The organism is Variovorax sp. H27-G14 (genome assembly GCF_046156345.1).
In the GTDB taxonomy this organism is placed as follows: domain Bacteria; phylum Pseudomonadota; class Gammaproteobacteria; order Burkholderiales; family Burkholderiaceae_C; genus Variovorax.
In genome coordinates this window covers 37618-54822 of the sequence record NZ_JAYLVN010000014.1, presented here as the reverse complement: position 1 = coordinate 54822, position 17205 = coordinate 37618, and the positions used below count along the sequence as shown (strand labels likewise).

Sequence of the window (17205 nt, the reverse complement as noted above, 5' to 3'; positions counted from 1 at the left end):
CACGTGCTTGCGGCCGTGGTACAGGTCGACGAAGGAATCGCGGTCTTCCGTCATGCCGATGACGCGGGCGCGCACGCGCCCGTCCGCGGTGAGCGGGGTCTGCAGGTCGACCGTGGCGCGGCGCAGGTTCCACGAGCCCAGCGCCAAAGACGCGCTGCCGGCAAACACCTTGCTGTCGGCATGCTTGCGCACCAGGTTGACCGAGGCCGACGGGTTGCCCGCGCCGGTCAGCAACCCGGTGGAGCCGCGCACCACCTCGATGCGGTCGTACAGCACCGGGTCGTTGGTGGAGGCGCCGAAGAAGTCGTTGGTGACGGTGGTGGGCACGCCGTCGTACTGGTAGTTGTCGATGTAGAAGCCGCGCGCATACAGGTCGGTGCGGTCGGTGTCGGAGCTCACGGCAAACACGCCGGGCACGCTCTGCATGGCCTGGCCGAGCGACATGAGGTTCTGGTCGTCGATCTGCTGGCGCGTGACCACCGTGACCGACTGCGGCGTGTCGCGCGGCGACAGCGACAGGCCCGTGGCCGCCGCCGTGGCGCGCGTGGTGTACGCGCCGGTGCCTTCGGTGGTGCCGCTGCGGTCGGCGCCGGCCGTGACGGTGACGGGCAGCAGCGTGTCGACACCGGCCTGCGCGCCGGTGTTCGCATTCGAATCGCGGCGGCTCAGCGTGTAGCTGCCGTCGCTGCGCGCCACCACCTGCAGGCCGCTGCCGGCCAGCAGCCTGTCGATCACCTCGCGCGCGGTGTAGCGCCCCGCAACGGCCGGGCTGTTGCGCCCTTGCGTGAGCGCGGGGTCGAACGACAGCGCAATGCCGCTGCCCACGGCAAAGCCGGCGAGCGTGCGCCCGAGCGGGCCGGCAGGAATGTCGCAGGCCTTGGCGACCGGCGCGTCCAGCGAGGAGGCATCGGCCGCCAAAACAGGCAAAGTCGCGCCGGCCAGCCCGCCCAGGGCAAGCACCATCAAGGCATGGCGAAGGGCGGTGTTCAGGCGGCGCTCTGCGGGCGGGCGCGCGGCGGACGGACGGGGTGCGGACATGGAAACGGGCCTTTCGGTTGGGCAACGGTGAGTTCTTCACCTTCCTTGCCAGCCGAAACGAAAAAAAGTCTCACCCCTTGGCGGAAATATTTTTCGAGGGGGCCCGACTGTCTTGCGTGCGCTGCGTGCCTTGTGCGCTCTCGGGAGCGCGCGGCACCAGCGTGGTCCAGTAGCCGCGCAGGCGCATCACCGCGTCCACCGGGTAGGTCGACACCAGCATGCGCAGCACGCGGTCGGTGTCGTCGACAGGAAACGCGCCGGAGATGCGCAGGTCGCCCACGGCCGCGTCGCAGTTCAGCGCGCCCGGCCGGTAGCGCGACAGCTCGGCCGCAAAGTCGGCCAGGCGCATGCCATCGGCCAGCAGCATGCCCTGGGCCCTCGCTGCGCCGGCCTCGTCCGCCGGCGTAAAAGCGCCGATGCCGTCGCCGGAAAAGAGCGCCTGCTGCCCCGCCGGCAGCACGCGCGAAGCGGCTGCTCGCGGCGCGATGCGCACCGCGCCTTCGAGCACCGCGACGCGCGTGGCAGCGGCCTCCTTGCGCACGTTGAAGCGCGTGCCCAGCGCTTCCATGGTGCCGCTGGCGGTGGTCACGCGGAACGGCCGGTGCACGGCGGCCGTGTCGGGCGCGGTGCTGATCAGAATTTCGCCCGCGTGCAGCACCACCAGGCGCTGCGTGGCATCGAAGCGCACGTCGACTGCACTCGCGGTGTTGAGCGTGAGGCGGGTGCCGTCGGCCAGGCGCAGCTCGCGGCGCTCGCCGGTGGCGGTGCGGTGGTCGGCCGTCCAGCCGTGTTCGCTGGCCGACTGCCACCCTTGCCAGCCCAGCCACCCCGCCGGCACCGCGGCCAGCAGCGCGGCCAGGCGGCCGACGGCGGCGCGGCGCCCTGCATTGGGCGACGGTCTCGTGGATCTCGCGAGCGAAGGCATCGCCAGCGCCGACGGCAAGCCGCCCAGCTTGTTCATGAGCAGCTCGGCGCGCGCCCAGGCGCGGGCATGGTCGGGGTGGCTCTGGCGCCAGCGCTCGAAGGCGCGGCGGTCGGCGTCGGTCACGGCGCTGTCGTTCAGCCGCATGAGCCATTCGGCGGCGTCGTCGAGCACGCGCGGGGCGAGCGGCGGTGACTGTGGTGCCGCCGCGGCGCCCGTCATCGATGTGGTCGCGCTCATTCCATCAACGCCAGGCAACCGCGAAAGCCCTGCTGCATGTAGCGCTTGACGCTGACCAGCGACACGCCCAGTTCACGCGCAATGTCTTCGTACTTCATGCCGTCGAGCTGCGACAGCAAAAAGGCGCGTCGCGCGAGCGGCTTGAGGGCATCGAGCATGGCGTCGACTTCGTGCAGCGTCTGCAGGATGAGCAGGCGCTGCTCGGGCGACGGCGCCTCGGGCTCGGGCATGAGGGCCAGCGCCTCCAGGTAGGCACGCTCCAGCGCCTGGCGCTGATACCAGTTCACCAGAATGTTCTTGGCCACGCTCGTGAGGTAGGCGCGCGGCTGCGCAATGACCTCGGGGTTGCGCGCCGTCAGCAGTCGGGTGAAGGTGTCTTGCGCCAGGTCGGCCGCGTCGCAGGAATTGCCGAGCTTCTTGCGCAGCCACGACTGGAGCCAGCCGTGGTGGTCGCTGTAGAGGGTATGGACTTGCTGGAAGGCGGCTTCGCCGGACATGGAAGGCGGCACGGCAGCCGGGCAGCTGCTCACAAATAAGAATTATTCTCATTTTAAGCAAAGACTGCATCGGCCTTTTCCTGGCTCTGCGCCTCAAAGCTTCGGCGTGTACTTCACCGTGAACATCACGTTGCGCGGATCGCCGTAGTTGTTGTTGCCGTTGGTCTCGTTGAACGCCGGAATGTAGTAGCGCTTGTCGAAGATGTTGTTGATGTTCACCGCCAGGCTCACCTCGGGCGTGGCCTGGTAGGCCAGGCGCGCGCCCCACACCGTGAAGCCCGGCACCTTGAACGAGCGGTCATAGCCCAGCGTATGGCTCTGCACCGTGAAGCCGCCGCCCACGCTCAGCCGGCGCCATTCGCCCGGCAGCTGGTAGCTGGTCCACACGCGCAGCATGTGCCGGGGCGTCCACTGGCTGAAGACCTGGCCCTTGTTGTCCGGGTCGTCCAGGAACTTGGTGGTGTTGTAGGTGTAGCCGGCCGTGAGCTGCACGCGGGGCGCGACCTCGCCGCTGAGCTCGGCCTCGAAGCCTTCGCTGCGCACCTTGCCCGAGGACTTGTAGCAGTACCAGTCGGCGCAGGCATAGCCGTTGTCGTAGTCGGTCACGGCGCGGTTGGTGTGGTCGTAGCGAAAGACAGCCATCGACGCATTCAGCCGCCCGTCCATCAGCTCGCCCTTCAGGCCCAGCTCCAGGTTGCGCCCGGTGATGGGCTTGAGCGGCCGGTTGTCGATGGCAATTTCCGTTTGCGGCTCGAACACTTCACTCATGCTGCCGTAGGCCGACCACTGCTTGTTCAGCGCGAACACCAGGCCCAGGTAGGGCGTGACTTTGCCGTTGGTGGTCACGGTGCTGCGGGTGTCGCGCGTGAGGTCCGCGTAGAGGTAGTCGTACCAGCTCACGCGCGCGCCCACGATGGCCGTCAGCGGCTCCGCCAGCTTGGCGCGCCAGGTGCCGTACAGGCCCGACTGGCTGATGTCGTAGGAGGTGCGGCTGCTGGTGCCGCCGGCCGCAATGATGGTGTCGTAGCTCTGCGCGGGACGGTCGTGGTCGATGGCGAAGATGTTGCCCCCACCGCTGAAGCGCCGCCCGAAGCGGTCGGCCGAGGTGTACTTGGCGTAGTTCGCGCCCACCGTCACGTCGTGTTCCATCGACAGCGCCTCGAAGCGCCCGCGCAGGTACACGTCCACGCCGGCCTTTTTGGCGTCGAACAGGTTGTCCCAGTCGGCAAAGCTCAGCCCGCTGCCGTCGGGCTGCACGTCGCCGTGCATGCGCTGGTGCTGCGAGGTGTTCTTCTCGTTCATGCGCAGCACCGAGGCCTTGAGCTTCCAGTTCGCGTTGAAGCGGTGCTCCAGGTCGGCATACACCGTGGTCTGGTCGCTCTCGTGGTGGTTCCACCAGGCGCCGGTGTACACCGAGCGCGGCAGGCCGATGTCGGTGCCGTCCGGAAAGCGCGGAAACCCGCGCAGCATCGGCCGCCCGCGCCCTTCCACCCGGCTCACGCCGAAGCCGACGGTGGTGTCGGGCGACACGTCGTAGTCGATGGCACCGTAGAGCTTGCGCGTCTTGCTCCACACGTAGTCGGTGAACGAGTGGCTGTGGTCTTCGTCGATCACCACGCGCCCGCGCAGCGTGCCTTCGGCATTGAGCGGACCGCCCGCGTCGAGCTGCGCGCCGTAGTGGTCCCACGAGCCGGCCTTGCCGGTGAGCGTGAGCGTCTTCTCGGCCTGGCCGCGCTTGCGCACCATGTTCACCGCGCCGCCCGGGCTGCCCGTGCCCTGCAGCAGGCCCGCGGCGCCGCGCAGCACTTCGAGGCGGTCGTAGATCACCAGGTTCTCGGTGGCCCAGTTGCCCAGCGAATACCAGTTGCGCGGCACCGGCACGCCGTCGTACTGCCAGGCGTCGATCTGAAAGCCCCGCGCCGACAGGACCATGCCCGGCCCCACACCCTTCACGCCCACCAGGCCGGTGACGGCATTGGCCGCGTCGCGCAGGTCGACCAGGCCCTGGTCGTCCAGGCGCTGGCGCGTGAGCACGCTGACCGACTGCGGAATGTCCTTCAGCGCCTGCTCGCCCTTGCCCAGCGTGACCGCGCGCGCGGTGTACGAGCGCGAGCCTTCGGTGGTGGCGTTGCGCTCGGCCTCGGCCGTCACGGTGACGGGCGCGAGCGTGCTGCCGTCGGCGCCGCGGTCGCTATCGCCGCCACCCACGGCGGACGGGCGCAATGCATAGGCGCCGCCCGTGCCGCCGGCCGCCTCGAGCCCCGAACCAGCGAGGAGGCGCGCGAAGCCTTCGCGCACCGCATGGCTGCCCTGCAGGCCCGACGACTTGCGGCCCTGCACCAGCGCGGAGGGCATCGTGATGCTCACGCCCGCGCTGGCGGCGAAGCTGGAGAGCGCTTCGTCCAGCGGGCCCGGCGCAATGCTGTAGGCCTTGCGCGGGCCGGCTTGCGTGGCCGATGCATCGCCGGCGGCGGGCGCCTGGGCATGGGCCGTACCGGCTGCGCAGGCCATGGCCAGCAGCGCGCCATGCACCGCGCGAGAAATCTGGGAATCGAAGGGAAGCGGTCGGCGACGGGCCATGGAGTGTTCTCTCGAGAAGGGTGTGAAGTTGCTGTTCCTCAAGGCTTCACACGCGAGAAAACAAAAGGGGACACGGCAGGGCAAAAAAATGCGCGCCCGCCGCTAGCAGCGGATAACGCAGCCCGACAAAACCTCAACCGCCGGGGGCCACCACCGTCACCCAGTAGCGCGTGCGAAAGAGCACGTCCACCGGCAGCGCCTGCGGCAGGCTGTCGAGCACCGGGCCGGTGTCGCCGAGCTGAAACACGCCCGACACGCGCAGCTCGGCCACCGCCGGGTCGCAGCGCAGCACGCCCGGCCGGTAGCGACCGAGCTCGGCCAAAAAGTCGTGCAGCCGCATGTTCTTTGCGCGCAGCACGCCGCGCGACCAGTCGTCGGCCTCCGGGCCCACGGGCGTGACCTGGCCAACCGCCAGTGCCGAGAAGCCGGCCTGCTCGCCCGCGCGCAGCACCACGGCCTGGCCGCGCGCAGCGTCGGGCCGCACCTCCACCGCGCCGTCGAGCACCGCGACATGGCTGCGCCGGTCTTCCTGCTGGCGCACGACGAAGCGCGTGCCCAGCGCCCGCAGCCGGCCTTGCGCGGTCTCGACCATGAAGGGGCGGTAAGCCGGGTCGCCGGAAGCAACGCCGTCGGTCGCGGTGTCGATCAGGATCTCGCCCGCGCGCAGGCGCACCAGGCGCTGCGAGGCGTCATAGGCCACGTCGATGGCGCTGGCGGTGTTGAGCTGAATGCGCGTGCCGTCCGGCAGGCGCAGCGCGCGGCGCTCGCCGGTGGCGGTGCGGTGGTCGGCCAGCCACTCGCGCGCCGGGAACTCGGACCAGGCACGCCAGGCCAGCCAGCCCGCGGGCGCGGCCGTCAGCAGCACCGCCAGCGTCTTGACGGCGGCGCGGCGGTCGGCACGCACCGTGCGGCCCAGCGCGGGCATCGCCAGGCCGCCGGGCAGCATGCCGAACTTGCGGCTCACCTGCTCGGCCCGCTGCCAGGCCACTTCGTGCGACGGGTCGGCCGCGCGCCAGTGCGTCCAGCGCGAGCGTTCGGCGGGCGTGGCTTCGCCCGACTGAATCAGAAAGAACCACTGCGCCGCCTGCATGGCAACGCCTTCGTCCACCGCGGCGGGCAGCTGCGCGCTCATGCCATCAACAGAATGCAGCGCGCCATCGCCTCGGCCATGTAGCGCTTGACGGTGCGCTCGCTCACCGACAGCTTGAGCGCGATTTCCGCATAGCCCAGCCCTTCGAGCTGCGCCATAAGGAAGGCCTGGCGCACGGGTGCGCACAGGCCGTCGAGCATCGTGTCGATTTCTTGCAGCGTCTCCAGAATGATGGCCTGCTGCTCGGGCGAAGGTGCCTGCGGCTCGGGCCAAGCGCCCAGGGCATCCAGATAAGCCTGCTCCAGCGAGCGCCGACGGTACAGGTTGGCCAGCAGCCGCTTGGCGACCACCGTGAGGTAGGCGCGCGGCTCTTGCAACTGCCAGTGGCCCTGCTTCTCGGGCGTGTCGTCCGGCGCGCTGAGGATGCGCACGAAGGTGTCCTGCGCCAGGTCCGCCGCGTCGAAGGCATTGCCGAGCTTCTTGCGCAGCCAGCCCTGCAGCCAGCCGTGGTGGTCGCTGTAGAGGGTGTGGACGTGCGGGTGGTGAAGAGCGGAATCGGCGGCCATGGCGGACGTTGCTGAGATTGCAGAAAGTGCATTGGGGGGCAAAGCCACCCAAATAAGAACGGTTCTCATTTTAGGGGCACGGCGGTCGCGCCGCATCGGCTCGGTGCGGCCCGGCCCGGCCCGGCCTTGCCGCGCTTTGCAGGCACGCTCCGATAGCATTCCTGCCACCTCCTCGCATTCAGCCAACCGAAGGACCTCCATGCCAGACCATCCAACCGTGTCTACCCGCACCCTCACCCTCGGCACCCAGCGCATCGCCGTGCGCGAAAGCGCGGGCCGGGGCCCCGCCATCCTGCTGGTGCACGGCAACTCGTCGTCGTTGCGCGTGTGGCTGCCCACGCTGGAAGGCCCGCTCGGCAGCAAGTACCGCATCGTCGCCATCGACCTGCCCGGCCATGGGCAGTCCAGCGATGCCGGCGAGGCCGAGCGCGCCACCACGTACAGCATTCCCGGCTATGCCGATGTCATCCGCCAGGTGGTCGCGCAGCTGTCGCTGCAGCAGGCCGTGGTGGTCGGCTGGAGCCTGGGCGGCCACGCCGCGCTGGAGGCCAGCGCTCACCTGCCGCAGGCCGCGGGCTTCATGGTGTTCGGCACGCCGCCGCTGCCCTTTCCGTTGCCGGCCGACCTGGGCGGCGCGTTCCTCAAGCTCGGCCTGGGCTTCGAGAAAGACTGGACCGAGGCACAGGCCCGCGAGTACGTCGCCGACTTTCTGGTGCCCGGCGCGCAGGCCCCTGCCTTCCTGCTGGAAGACGCCGTGCGCACCGACGGCCATGCGCGCGCGCTGCTGGGCGCGAGCATCGGCACCGTCGGCTACCGCGACGAGCCCGGCATTGCCGCGACCCTTGCGCGCCCGTTGGCCATTCTTCATGGCGCGCAGGAGCAGATCGTCGGCCTGCCCTACCTGCAGGCCCTGGCGCCGTCGATGCCCACGCTGTGGCGCGGCCAAGTGCAGGTGCTCGACAACGCAGGGCATGCGCTGCAATGGGAGCAGCGCGCGGCGTTCGAGCAACTGCTCGATGCGTTCGTGCAGGACTGCCAGCGCTGATCAGCGCTGACAACTGCTGATCAGCGCCGGCGTGCAGGCCGCGCGGCCTGCGCCGCAATCAGGTCGTACAGCGCCTGCGCCGCCGGAGACAACCGCGCCGTGCGGCGCGTCATGAGCACCAGCGTGCGCGACACCCGCGGCTCCACCAGCTCGATGGTCTTCAGCCCCGGGTGTGCCCCCTTCTGCAGTGCCAGCCGCGGCACCACCGCGGCCGCCACGCGCTCGGCCACCAGCCCCACGGCCGTCGAGCTGCGCTGCACCTCGTAGAAGGCCTGCAGGCTTGCGGCGGCACTGCCCAGCGCCACGTCGAGCAGCGGCCGGTTCTCGCTCGCCTGGCCGGCAAAAATCAGCGGGTGCGCCTGCAGCTGCCGCCAGGCCACGCGCTTGCGCCCGGCCAGCGGATGCGAGGCATGGCAGATCAGCACGTAGTCGTCTTCGATCAGCGGCACGCTCGTGAGCTCGGGCGAATGCGCGCCGGCCATGCCGATGCCGAACTCCACCTCCCGGTGCAGCACCGCATGCGCCACCGCCGACGAAGAATGGTCGAGGATCTTGATGCGGTTGTGCGGATGCTTCGCCGAATAGGCCTGCATGATGCGCGGCAAAAACTGCACCCCCGCCGTCGGCACGCAGGCCATCGACACATCGCCGCGCTCGGCCTTGCCGGTCTCTCGAATCTCCAGCAGCGAATCGGCCAGCTCCACCAGCAGGCGCCGCGCGCGCGGCACAAAGTCGCGCCCAATGGTGGTGAGCGCCACCGAGCGCGTGGTGCGCTCCACCAGCGCCACGCCCAGAAACTCTTCGAGCTTGCGCAGCCGCTGCGTGATGGCGGTCTGCGTGACGTGCAGCGCATCGGCCGCGGCCTGGAAGCTGCCTTCGTCGGCAATGGCCACAAAAGCCTGGATTCCGAGGATGTCGATTTTCATCAGATTTATGAATCAATTCGAAGAATAAATTCATTTTACGAAGGCGCCCCTGCTCGGCAAACTGCGGCCACTACAGCAAAGAAAGCCCCGCGATGACCTGGTCCGCCAAGCAATACTCGACCTTCGAAGAAGAACGCACACGGCCGGTTCGCGACCTGGTCGCGGCCGTGCCACCTGGCATGCGCGCGGTGCGCTTCGCCATCGACCTGGGCTGCGGCCCGGGCAACTCCACCGAGGTGCTGGCGCAGCACTTCCCCGAAGCCGACGTGCGCGGCATCGACAGCTCCGACGACATGATCGACGCCGCCCAAAAACGCATGCCAGGCGTGGCCTTCGAGGTGGCCGACATCGCCACATGGCGCGCGGCGCAGCCGATGGATGTGATCCTTGCGAACGCGTCGCTGCAATGGCTGCCCGACCACGCCACGCTGTACCCGCACCTTGCGAGCCAGCTCGCGCCCGGCGGCCACCTGGCCATTCAGACGCCCGACAACCTGGAGGAACCCTCGCACCGGCTGGCCCGCGAGGTGGCGGCGCAAGGGCCCTGGGCCGAGCGCATCGGCGCGGTGCGCCATCCGGTGCGGCACAGCGCCATCGCGTACTACGCCATGCTGCGCCCCCACTGCAGCCGCGTGGACGTGTGGCGCACCACCTACCACCACCCGCTGGCGGGCGGCGCGGCGGCGGTGGTCGAGTGGTTCAAGGGCTCGGCGCTGCGGCCGTACCTGGCACCGCTGGATGCGGCGCAGCAGGCGGGGTTTCTTGCGCGCTACCAGGCAGCCGTTGCAGAGGCCTACCCGGCGCAGCCGGACGGCAGCGTGCTGCTGCCGTTCCCGCGGCTGTTCATCGTGGCCACGCGCTGAGGGCACGCGCGAACGAGCGACCGCACCCACGCCCTTCTTTTCTCCCAGATCGCTGCCGATCATCGGGGCCTTCCCACACACGGCCCCACCATGTCCCAGCCTCCCAAAGCCATCTACGTCGACGACCTGCACGCACCGCAGGTGTTCGCGGACGAAGTCTCGGGCTACTGGGTCAACGCGGGCTGCGTCCACATCACCCTGGATGCCAGCCGCGTCGACCACAGTTCCGACAACTGCCCCGTCAACCGCGCCGCCGTGCTGCGGCTCACGCTGCCCATTCCCATCGCGCAGGTGCTTGCCGTGAGCCTGTACGACTTTCTGAAACAGCGCGGCCTTGCGCCTGCGCCGGGCAACGGTCACTGACGCACACACCACCGCAGCAGGCCGCGGGGCCGGCGTCCCAGATTCCTCCGAGATTCACCTTGAAGATGAGAGCCATTCTTATCTACAGAGTGAGTCACTGTTGAACTCCAGACGCTACAAAACCCCCACCGGCACAGGCACCGGCACCCCATCGCTCTCCTTCAGGCGCGTCGCGTTCGGCCCCTACGCACGCGCCACCTTCCTCGTGCTGTGGGCCGCCACGCAAGCCGCCCGCGCCTCCGCGCAAGACACGCCGGCCGCGCCGGCAAAGAGCAACACCGCGCTGCCCACGGTGACCGTCACCTCCGACACGCCCGACGACACGCCGCAGCACCTCAATGCCCGCGTGAACAGCGGCGCGCTCGGTGCGCGCTCGCAGCTGGAGACACCCTTCTCCACCACCGTCGTGCGCAGCGAGGACATCGCCGAGCGCCAGGTGTCCAAGCTGGGCGACGTGTTCGCGCTCGACGCCTCGGTGTCCGACAACAGCGGCGCCTACAGCAGCTGGGCCAGCTACATCACGGTGCGCGGCCTGCCGCTGGACTGGCAGAACGGCTACCGCATCAATGGCCAGCCCTTTCTGAGCTACGCCATTACCCTGCCCTACGAGCAGTTCGAGCAGATCGAGCTGTTGAAGGGCTCCTCCGGCTTCATGTACGGCTTCGGCTCGCCGGGCGGCATCGTCAACTACGTGACCAAGAAGCCGACCGACCAGCCCGTGCGCAGCATCGAGGTCGGCTACAAAACCGCCGGCGTGTGGAGCGAGCACATCGACCTGGGCGGGCGCTTTGGCACGGACGACCGCTTCGGCTACCGGCTGAACGCCACGCATGAAGAAGGCAAGACCTACAACGACGGCAACGTGCGCCGTGATGCGGTGTCGCTCGGGCTCGACGCCAGACTCACCGACAAGCTCAGCTGGAGCTTCGATTCGCTCTACCAGAAGCGCACCTCCACCGGCCAGACGCCGTCGATCTATACCGGCGGCTACACCGGCACCCGCCTGCCCTCGACCGTGAGCGCCGACAACGCCAACCTGGTCGGCCCGGGCCAGCACCTGGCCACCGACTTCAGGTTCGTCTCGACCGGCCTGCAGTACCAGCTGTCGCCCGACTGGACGCTGGCCACCAGCTACAGCCACAGCACCGCCACGCGCAGCCGCAACGAAAGCATCGCCTACCTGCAGGACGCGAGCGGCGCCTACGACGACTACCGCTACGACGGCACCGAGAGCCACCGCTTCAACCAGTGGCAGGCCATGGCCACCGGCAAGCTGCGCACCGGCGCCTTCGAGCACCAGGTGACGCTGGGCGCGTCGTGGCAGAAACAGGTGAACGACTACAGCGCCAACAGCGTCTACCAGTTCATCGGCACCGGCAACCTGTTCGCGCAGAACACCAACGCCTACGACAGCACAACCGCCTTCACGCGCTACCGCCCCAGCGACATCACGCAGCGCGCGGTGTTCGCGAGCGACACGCTGAAGCTGTCCGACAGGTGGTCGGTACTGGGCGGCCTGCGCAGCACCAGCTACGAGCAGAACGGCTACGACACCACCGGCCTGCAAACCTCCACCTACCGCAAGAGCGGCGTGCTCACGCCCACGCTGGCACTCATGTTCAAGCCCGCGCCCGACACCACGCTGTACACCAGCTACGTGGAGTCGCTGGAGCCCGGCAGCACGGTGAGCAACCTGTACGCCAACGACGGCCAGTTGCTAAAGCCGCTGAAGAGCCGCCAGTACGAGCTGGGCCTGAAGACCGAGCGCGAGCGCTGGAGCGCCACGGCCGCGCTGTTTCGCATCGAGCGCGGCGCGGAGTACGCCAACAGCGCCAACGTGCTGGTGCAGGACGGCCAGTCGATCTACCAGGGCGCGGAGCTGGGGGCGTCCACGCGGCTGGGGTCGCAATGGCAGGTGGGTGGCAACCTGATGCTGCTCGATTCGTCTTACCAGCGCGGCAGCAGCTACGTGGGCAACCGCGTGGCCGGCGCGCCCAAGCTGGTGGCGACCGCGCAGGTGTCTTACGACGTGGCGCAGGTGCCGGGCCTGAAGCTGTCGGCCGACATGAAGTACACGGGCGGCACCATGCTCGATGCATCGAACCAGCTGAGCCTGCCGGGCTACACCATCGCCAACATCGGCGCGAGCTACACCACGCGCATCGGCGGGCGCAACACCACCTTTCGCGCGGCCATCAACAACCTGGCGAACCGGCGCTACTGGGAGTACCAGTACGACAACTACATCAAGCCCGGCGACCCGCGCACCTTCAGCCTGAGCGCCAAGCTCGATTTCTAGGGGCTTGCATGCGCTCTCTTCTTCGTTGCACTGCCGCGGGTGCGCTCTGTCTGGGCCTCGGCCTTGGAATGGGCCTTGGCTGCGCAACGGCCAGCGCGGCTGCGCAGGCCCGGGTGGTCTCCAGCACCTGGCTGCCCGGTGGCAAGTACGCGCTGGTGTACGAGTTCGAGGGCGCCGAGTACATGGCGCTCAGCGCGGATCCGCCCGGTGCGTGGGTCGCCGTGTCGCAGCCCGAGGCCATGGCACCGGCCGCTCCGCAGACAGCGCCATCAACAGCGCCATCGGCAGCGCCACCCACAGCGCCCATGGTGTCGCACGCCGACCCCTTCCCGACGTCGTCGAGCTACGTCGGCGGCTTCTTCATCGACCCGCTGTCAGCGGCCCTGCGCGCCAGCGGACTGGGCCTGCTGCTGAGCGGCAACTGGCCGCATGGCCCGCGCCGTTTCGAGCGCTGAAGTGTGCGACGACCGATGCGGCCATCGTCCATTTTTTCTCCCGTTTTGACGTTCACCATGCAGACATGAAAAGCCCTTGGCATCGCAACACATCCGGCGCTTCGCAGGCGCTGCGCTTCAACGGCCTGCGGGCCACGGCCGCTGCTGACGGCCACGTACCAGGGCTTGCAATGCACGCACGATGGAACCCGGCACGCACCGCGCAGGCTGCGCGTCCCGTGCACACGGCACTGCCCGCGCAGCCGGCATCGCACCCGCACTCGCACTCGCATGCCGAGCGTCGCGGCGCGCGCCGTTCCGCATGGAAGCCACGCCTGGCGGGCCTGCTGGCCGCGGGTGCGCTCGCCCTTGGCGTGCTGGCCGCGGGCAGCGACACGTGCGTGGCGAGTGAGAGCTCTGGCATGGGCAACTACAGCCAGTCGACCCTTGCGCCGATCACCGCTTCGCGTGCCGAGATGGTGGCCTCGGCGCGTGGCGGTGCATGCAGGCACCGGCACAAGACGGGGCGCTTCGCCCAACCGAAGACGGTGCTCTGAACGCGCGGCCCGTGCAGTCGCCAGCGCCTTTCTTCAGTGCCCTGGTCGTGCAACGCGACCTGGCAGTGAACACGTGCATGCGGCGCTACCGCAAGCGCGCGCTCAGGTCCCGGACCCAGGTGATGCTGGAGGCAGCGCGCCACGGTCTGCGCGGCTGATGTGCCCGGGCTGGCGCATGTGCCCGGGCTCGCGCATGTCCCGGGCTCGCGCGTGCGCAGCATCAGAAACGCCAGGTGCTTTGCGTCCCACGCCAAGAACATGACCAGCAGCACGGCGTCGCCCACGGCCAGCGCGATCAGGGTGCGCCAGTCCCACAGCCAGTCGAAGGGTGTCATGGGTCGGTAGGGGTAATGAATGCGAGGCGGCCAGCTTGCGACGCGCGCATTGCTCGAAGATTTCAGCATGTTGCGGCGCGCCTGCCACGCCAAGGGCCACGCGGGCTCAGGCCCGTCCCTCGCGCGGGCAGCGCGGGCTCAGGCTTCGCGTGTGCGCGTGACGGCGGGCACGAACATGTAGCCCTCGTTGCGCACGGTGCGAATCAGGTCGGCGCGCACCTCGCCCGATGCCAGCTTGCGGCGCAGGCGGCTGATCTGCACGTCGATGGCGCGGTCGTACGAGTCGCTCTCCGCACCCAGTGCGTACTGCACCAGCTGGTCGCGCGTGAGCACGCGCCGCGGGTGCTGCACCAGCGCGCGCAGCAAACGGAACTCGCCGTCGGACAGGTCCACGGGCTGGCCCTGCGGGTCGTGCAGCACGCGGGTGTCGAGGTCGATGCACCAGCCCGCGAAATACAGCAAGGTGGCCGCCGCTTCGGGCACTGCGGCCGGCGCATTCGGCGCAGCCCTGGCAGCCGGCGTGGCAGCCACGGCGGCCGCATTGGCCGTGCGCCGCAGCACGGTGCGAATGCGCGCCAGCAGCTCGCGCGGATTGCAGGGCTTGGCCAGGTAGTCTTCCGCGCCAATCTCCAGGCCCACGATGCGGTCGATGTCGGTGCCCACTGCCGACAGCATGATTACCGGCGGACCGCCCACGCGCTGCAGTTCGCGCAGCGCGCTCAGGCCGTCTTCGCCGGGCATCATCACGTCGAGGACGATGAGCGCGTAGTCGGCCTGCGCCAGGCGCTCGCGCATTTGCGCGGGGTGGCCGGCGGCGTCGACCTGGAAGCCGTGCTTTTCCAGAAAGGACGCCACCAGGCTGCGGATGCCGGCGTCGTCGTCGACGATGAGGATGCGGGTGGACAGGTTCACGTTGCGGCGGATCGGGTAGCGGATCATAGGCCGCGCATTGCCCACACCTGCGGTTGCGCGCACGCTGAAATGAACTGCAATGCGCTGCAATTCGACCGCAACATGCGCGCGCCAGACTGGGTCGCTCGCCTGCACACACAGCTGACAGCTGGCCGCCAACAATGACCACGCACAGAGGGCACCGCGCCGGCGTGACATCGCATGGCGTCCGTGCCAGCATCGCCCCATGAACACCCAAGGTAGCGCGCGCCGCTGGCCGGGCCCGCCGCTGGCTCTGCAGATCATGGGCCTGCTGCTGGGCGGCCTGGTGGTGGCACAGGGCGTCACCCTGGCGCTGACCATGCTGCTGCCGCCGCAGCCGCAGCGCCAGTGGGAGCTGGGCGACATTGCGCGCGTGCTGTCGGGCCGCGCCGCCGAAGGCCGCAACGCCGACCTGTTGCAACGCACGCTGCAGGCCCGCGCGCCAGAGCCCAAGGGCCAAGGCTGGCTCACCTCCGAACGCTCGCGGCACGACCTGGCCCAACTGCTGGCGCGTGACGAGGCCGAGGTGCGGCTGTTCTTCTTCACACCGCTGCCGTTCGCAGGCACCACCGGGCCCGTGGCCGATGCGCAAGGCACCCCGCAAGACGGGCTGCAAGACGGGCCGCAAGACAGACAGCAAGCCGGCACGCGCCGGACCGCTACGGCGGCCCTGCACGGCGGCTTCATGCGCGTGCAGGCTGGAGGCGGGGGTGCGCCCTCGATGCCTGCCATGCCATCGGGTCCGGCGGGCGCAGGGGCCGGCGGCCCGGGCTTCCCCGGCGGCATGGGCGGCTGGAATGGCGGCTTCGGCGTGGGCCGCGGATCGGGCGGCAGCCTCAGCGGCTTTCCCCAGCCGTCGCAGCCGGGCGGCGTGACCAACCCCGGCGCGGGCAACGCGCCGGCCGGTGCCTCCGCACCCACTCCGGCGCCAGGAGGCGCACCCGGTAACCCGGCGACAGCGCCTGGTGCGCCTGCAGCAGGCGCAGCCGGGCCTTCAGGTGCCGCGGGTGCGCCCGGGGTGGTGGCACCGAGTGCCGCTCCCTCGCCTGGCGCACAAGGGCAGGCAATCTCCGGCACGCCAGGCACGCTGGGCGGCCCCGGTGCCGCCACAGCCAACGCACCGGGCGCCATCGCCCACCCAGGCCCTTCGCCTGCTGGCACCGCTCCCACAGGCCCGGGCCCGCTCGCCGGCCCCGGCATGCATGCAGCACCGTCGACCTGGCCGGCCCCTGCACTCCCGCCCGCATTCGAAGCGCCCGTGCCGCGTCCGGCCCCCGGCACGACAGAGGCGCCTGCCAAGCGCTTGCCCTCGGTACCGCCGCAGCACGCCACGCCCACCTCACCGACCTTGCCCAAGGCACCTGCCGCAACGACCACGCCACCGCGCCCCATCACCGAAGCCCCACACCAGCCACGCAGCACCGACACCACGCAAGCACCCCTGGCCACCGACACCACCGCCGATGTCGAGCGCCCCGCCGCGCGCGGCCTCTTCGGCCTGGCACCGGCGCCGTTCGTCGAGGGCGACTTCATCGCCGCCGTCTACACGCGTGAAGGCAGCTGGGTGGTGGTGCAGCCGGTGCCCGAGTCGTTTCCCAACGCGTGGCAGCGCCGCGTGCTGCTGTGGTTTCTGATGGCCGCGGCCATCGTCGCGCCTGCGGGCTGGCTGTTCTCGCGCCGGCTGGTGCGCCCCATCACCGGCTTTGCGCGTGCCGCCGACCAGCTGGGCCGCGACCCCTCGGCGCCGGTACTCGCGCTGGAAGGCCCGGCAGAAATCGGCCGCGCGGCGCAGGCCTTCAACCGCATGCAGGCGCGGCTGCGCAGCTTTGTCGACGACCGCACGGTGATGATCGGCGCCATCAGCCACGATCTGCGCACGCCCCTCACGCGGCTGCGCTTTCGCATCGAGGACGTGCCCGACGACGTGCGCGCCGGCATGCTGGAAGACGTGGAAGAGATGGAGCGAATGATCGGCTCCGTTCTCAGCTTCATCCGCGACGCCTCGGTGGTCAGCGCGCGCGAGCGCATGGACTTTGCGAGCCTGGTGGAAGACGTGGTCGAGCAGGCCGTGTTCGTGGGCAAGAACGTGCTGCTGCAGCGCACCGAGCCCGCGCGCGTGGAGGTCGACGCCATGGGCATGCGCCGCGTGCTCGACAACCTGGTGGAGAACGCCGTCAAGTACGGCCACCAGGCGCGCGTGCGCCTGTTCACCGACGGCGCCGACGCGGTGGTCGAGATCAGCGACCGCGGGCCGGGCCTGCCCGCCGACGAACTGGAGCGCGTGTTCAAGCCCTTCTACCGCTCGCCGCAAGCGCTGGCGTCGCGCGCGGCGGGCAGCGGCCTGGGGCTGGCCGTGTGCCGCTCTATTGCGCGTGCGCACGGCGGCGACGTGGTGCTGAAGTCGGGCCCGCACGGCCTGCTTGCGCAGGTGCGCGTGCCGCTGGCGCTGGAGCCGGAGGCCAAGCGCCTGCTGGCACCGGCACCGGCACCTTGGCCTTCGGCTGCCGTGCACTGAAG

Annotated in this window: 14 protein-coding genes and 1 pseudogene; 7 read left to right on the top strand and 8 right to left on the bottom strand. The window is 69.8% G+C overall.

The genetic code is table 11. The features are described from left to right. Positions 1-267: 267 nt before the first annotated feature. The 6 genes and pseudogenes from VLK31_RS25910 to VLK31_RS25885 all read right to left on the bottom strand — a co-directional run. Positions 268-963 (bottom strand): annotated as a pseudogene (locus VLK31_RS25910) (TonB-dependent receptor plug domain-containing protein); the annotation flags it as partial. Between the two features lie 145 nt (positions 964-1108). Continuing rightward, positions 1109-2200: a FecR domain-containing protein gene (locus VLK31_RS25905; RefSeq protein WP_409171341.1), complete on the bottom strand. Its 1092-nt coding sequence runs from the start codon at positions 2198-2200 to the stop codon at positions 1109-1111. After that, positions 2197-2697, bottom strand: a complete 501-nt coding sequence (locus tag VLK31_RS25900; protein WP_409171340.1) for a sigma-70 family RNA polymerase sigma factor — start codon at positions 2695-2697, stop codon at positions 2197-2199. The genes VLK31_RS25905 and VLK31_RS25900 overlap by 4 nt, the downstream gene beginning before the upstream one ends. A 93-nt stretch (positions 2698-2790) precedes the next feature. Continuing rightward, on the bottom strand, positions 2791-5277 hold the full coding sequence (locus tag VLK31_RS25895) for a TonB-dependent siderophore receptor (RefSeq protein WP_409171339.1): 2487 nt from the start codon (positions 5275-5277) through the stop codon (positions 2791-2793). Positions 5278-5410: 133 nt separating this feature from the next. Beyond that, complete coding sequence (locus VLK31_RS25890; protein ID WP_409171338.1) at positions 5411-6409, bottom strand: FecR domain-containing protein; 999 nt, start codon at positions 6407-6409, stop codon at positions 5411-5413. After that, positions 6406-6933: a sigma-70 family RNA polymerase sigma factor gene (locus tag VLK31_RS25885; RefSeq protein ID WP_409171337.1), complete on the bottom strand. Its 528-nt coding sequence runs from the start codon at positions 6931-6933 to the stop codon at positions 6406-6408. The genes VLK31_RS25890 and VLK31_RS25885 overlap by 4 nt, the downstream gene beginning before the upstream one ends. Before the next feature lie 199 nt (positions 6934-7132). On the opposite strand from VLK31_RS25885, the gene VLK31_RS25880 reads away from it, so the two are divergent. After that, positions 7133-7978, top strand: a complete 846-nt coding sequence (locus VLK31_RS25880) for an alpha/beta fold hydrolase (RefSeq protein WP_409171336.1) — start codon at positions 7133-7135, stop codon at positions 7976-7978. 20 nt (positions 7979-7998) lie between these two features. Here the strand turns inward: VLK31_RS25880 and VLK31_RS25875 are convergent, their stop codons facing one another. Then, positions 7999-8904: a LysR family transcriptional regulator gene (locus tag VLK31_RS25875; protein ID WP_409171335.1), complete on the bottom strand. Its 906-nt coding sequence runs from the start codon at positions 8902-8904 to the stop codon at positions 7999-8001. Positions 8905-8996: 92 nt separating this feature from the next. Between VLK31_RS25875 and tam the strand changes: the two genes are divergently transcribed. The 5 genes from tam (at position 8997) to VLK31_RS25850 (ending at position 13420) form a co-directional block, all read left to right on the top strand. Next, positions 8997-9767, top strand: coding sequence for a trans-aconitate 2-methyltransferase (gene tam / locus VLK31_RS25870; RefSeq protein WP_409171334.1), 771 nt, complete (start codon positions 8997-8999; stop codon positions 9765-9767). A 90-nt stretch (positions 9768-9857) separates the two neighbouring features. After that, positions 9858-10130, top strand: a complete 273-nt coding sequence (locus VLK31_RS25865) for a hypothetical protein (protein WP_409171333.1) — start codon at positions 9858-9860, stop codon at positions 10128-10130. 205 nt (positions 10131-10335) lie between these two features. Then, positions 10336-12429, top strand: a complete 2094-nt coding sequence (locus VLK31_RS25860; RefSeq protein ID WP_409171447.1) for a TonB-dependent siderophore receptor — start codon at positions 10336-10338, stop codon at positions 12427-12429. Between the two features lie 8 nt (positions 12430-12437). Next, positions 12438-12884 (top strand): hypothetical protein, encoded by a 447-nt coding sequence (locus tag VLK31_RS25855; RefSeq protein WP_409171332.1) that lies wholly within the window; start codon positions 12438-12440, stop codon positions 12882-12884. Between the two features lie 65 nt (positions 12885-12949). Then, entirely contained in the window at positions 12950-13420 is a 471-nt protein-coding gene (locus VLK31_RS25850; protein WP_409171331.1) for a hypothetical protein, read from the top strand. Positions 13421-13893: 473 nt separating this feature from the next. Here the strand turns inward: VLK31_RS25850 and VLK31_RS25845 are convergent, their stop codons facing one another. Then, positions 13894-14694, bottom strand: coding sequence for a response regulator (locus tag VLK31_RS25845; RefSeq protein WP_409171330.1), 801 nt, complete (start codon positions 14692-14694; stop codon positions 13894-13896). A 199-nt stretch (positions 14695-14893) separates the two neighbouring features. Between VLK31_RS25845 and VLK31_RS25840 the strand changes: the two genes are divergently transcribed. Then, a complete protein-coding gene (locus VLK31_RS25840; RefSeq protein WP_409171329.1) occupies positions 14894-17203 on the top strand; it encodes an ATP-binding protein in 2310 nt (769 codons plus the stop codon). Positions 17204-17205: the final 2 nt, after the last annotated feature.